At 37.0% G+C, this 2,502-nt stretch carries 6 protein-coding genes; 4 read left to right on the plus strand and 2 right to left on the minus strand.

The window, feature by feature from the left end; genetic code table 11:
* Positions 1–198, plus strand: a 198-nt coding sequence (locus tag Xhom_RS24545; protein ID WP_244590771.1) for an IS1 family transposase, incomplete at its 5' end; no start/stop codon positions are given.
* A gap of 70 nt (positions 199–268) precedes the next feature.
* Here the strand turns inward: Xhom_RS24545 and Xhom_RS24550 are convergent.
* The gene (locus Xhom_RS24550) at positions 269–730 is read right to left on the minus strand and encodes a hypothetical protein (RefSeq protein ID WP_069315032.1); all 462 of its coding nucleotides are present in this window, start codon (positions 728–730) and stop codon (positions 269–271) included.
* A 170-nt stretch (positions 731–900) separates the two neighbouring features.
* On the minus strand, positions 901–1,032 hold the full coding sequence (locus Xhom_RS41225; RefSeq protein WP_274540181.1) for a NinB/YbcN family protein: 132 nt from the start codon (positions 1,030–1,032) through the stop codon (positions 901–903).
* A gap of 381 nt (positions 1,033–1,413) precedes the next feature.
* Between Xhom_RS41225 and Xhom_RS24560 the strand changes: the two genes are divergently transcribed.
* The 3 genes from Xhom_RS24560 to Xhom_RS24570 all read left to right on the plus strand — a co-directional run.
* Positions 1,414–1,665 carry a zinc-finger-containing protein gene (locus Xhom_RS24560; RefSeq protein ID WP_069315031.1) on the plus strand — a complete coding sequence of 84 codons (252 nt, stop codon included), beginning with the start codon at positions 1,414–1,416 and terminating at the stop codon, positions 1,663–1,665.
* A 69-nt stretch (positions 1,666–1,734) separates the two neighbouring features.
* Entirely contained in the window at positions 1,735–2,064 is a 330-nt protein-coding gene (locus Xhom_RS24565; RefSeq protein WP_069315030.1) for a hypothetical protein, read from the plus strand.
* A 189-nt stretch (positions 2,065–2,253) separates the two neighbouring features.
* The coding region (locus Xhom_RS24570; protein WP_145957515.1) for a hypothetical protein at positions 2,254–2,502 on the plus strand (249 nt) is incomplete at its 3' end.

A 2,502-nucleotide genomic window follows, 5' to 3' on the forward strand; every position in this document is an offset into this window, starting at 1 on the left:
GATTATGTTGTTTATGATAACCTTCCCGAGGAAGATCACCTGACTGGAAAGACGTTTACTCAGCGTATAGAGAGAACGAATTTAACTCAGCGTACTCGAATAAAAAGACTGAATAGAAAAACTATCAGTTATTCAAAATCCGAAGAAATGCACGATAAGGTGATAGGAACTTTTATTGAGCGTGAGTACTATTTTTGATATTCAATCTAACTATTTAATACATGACCATTGCCTGCAATGGCAGTCATAATATCATTTCTGACAAGTGTTAACTGTTTCTGCGTTGCCATTTTTTGTAATCCTTTTTATCTAAGACATCAAAATAGTAGGAGTTCTCATCAATCACTTGTTTTTCTTTATTGCTTAATTTCACCTTTATTTCATAAATGCCAGGTTCAGGGATCTTTATCTGGTCAAATACAGCATTAAAGCTAGCAGTAACTTGATTCTCCGGTAATCTGATGTTTACAACAGTGAATTCTTCTCCTTCACCACCATAAGGATTTTCATGAAATTTTACGCAACTTTCTCCATTATGGAGAATATCTATAAATAGCCGATAGGATTGCTTTTTACTTAATCCTATTAGACTCACTATCACATCTAAGCGTTGAGTGTCTGGAAAACTGCTTACTACTTTTGTGATTATTGGTACCAATAAATCAGGGTTGACGTTCTTATTTAATTCAAGAGTGCAAAATGCTGTCGCTATTTTCTCTTTAATTTCCATAACACCACCCGATATTAAACATTTCTCACATTTAATCACTGAGATAATTTTAAGCGTTATTGATTATTTTATCAGCAATATCAAAAAATGTGAGAAGAATTACAAAAGCCTCGTTAGGGGTGTTTATAACTTACTCCATTGGATGAAGTTAAGAATAATCACTTCTAGCACTATGCATAGAGCATTCGCTCTTTATCCATATCTCTAGTTTTCTCACGCTCTCCGCTCTCGTCACGACCTAGCCAGTGGCCAACAAAATATTCGTGTGTTTCCTCGTCAGTGATGGGCTTTGATAGCACCACCACCTCACCAACACCATTTTTGATATCAATAACAACGCCACGCGCACGCAGCCAACTTATGAATCGCTTTGCCTCTTGGGTACTGTTTTTGCCTGTAAAAACAAACCTCAGCTAAAACAGAATCTGTATTCCCACAAAGGTTTCTCGCATTATTGTTGATATATTTCAATGCCAGAGAGCTTCCTTGAGCGTCGTAGGCAGACATCAATACTGGAAATGTCGTTCCTTTCATCTCAAAAGTCCTTCTTGTGGGGTTACCAATGCCCGTAACTTCTCGGTCGGATAGTCAATCGGCTTGCATTTACTCGCTTTGTATTACAAACGCTCCAGTTTGCTATACGCGCGCCCTCTGGGATAACACCGACTGAGTTTGCGGCCTAGATGGCGATCATCGACAAAACAAAATTGCCTGTTTTTGCTCGCCATTATCTGGCAGATAAACCGACACGGGAAGCGAGAAAGAAAAGCAAACAGGTTTTTGATCGGATGCGGAAATTCAGGAACTGGGAGCGCACGGATGCCTACCGATGGCTGGCATGGCGGCTGGGAGTCAGTTCCAGTAAATGTCATTTCGGTTGGTTTGATACTGATATGTGTGAGAAAGCAGCGAATATATGCAGGGAGTTTAAATGAAACGTTGGGAAATGCGCACGCTGATTGATGGAATATTAACAGGAAAAATAAAATATATAGGTGATGATAATGACTAATTCAGATTCACGCAGAGAGGCGTTTGAGAAATTCATAACTATTGAATTTCATTACTATAAAAATGGGCTGGATAAATACGATGATGGAACGTATATCAATATGTCAATTCAGAATTATTGGGAAGTGTTTCAAGCGGGATGTAAAGAAAACAGAAAAAATAAAGAGGAGTTAACAGAAACTGAACAAATATGGTTAAAAAAATCACAATACCATTTACTGAAATGTCCATCTAAACGATTAGGGTTTTATTGCATTGGCGGCAGGGAAATTGTTCTATTTGATGCCAACAAATACCCAGAGATTCATAATTTAATAAATTAAAACTCTGAGATTTAATTTTTCGATGCCATGGTTAAATTGGGTGCTGAATTTAGAACGACATTAATATCTCCTCGTAATATTGAATGTTAAACCGGAGGGATTTAAATGAATAATAATGTGATTGACATAGCGAATGAAATAGAAAAATTACAATTTAAACTGGCAATGTAATTATCTAATTCATGGACAATGGAAAAACTAAATTTAACTATTGCAATAGTTCATCACCTGTTGGAAAAAGGAGATAAAAAACAGGCGATGGATTGGATGGAAGGACTTCTTGATTGGACAGGGGAAGACCTATTATCTGAGGCAGAAAATAACGCCTGTGATTTAAACGGCTGGGTTAATAAGCGAATGGAAAATGAAGTAAGCATAACTAAAGCACTAGAAATTTTTCGCGCTGAAATGCCTGATATTGAAATAATTAGAAAATCA

It is taken from the genome of Xenorhabdus hominickii, from assembly GCF_002632725.1.
In the GTDB taxonomy this organism is placed as follows: domain Bacteria; phylum Pseudomonadota; class Gammaproteobacteria; order Enterobacterales; family Enterobacteriaceae; genus Xenorhabdus; species Xenorhabdus hominickii.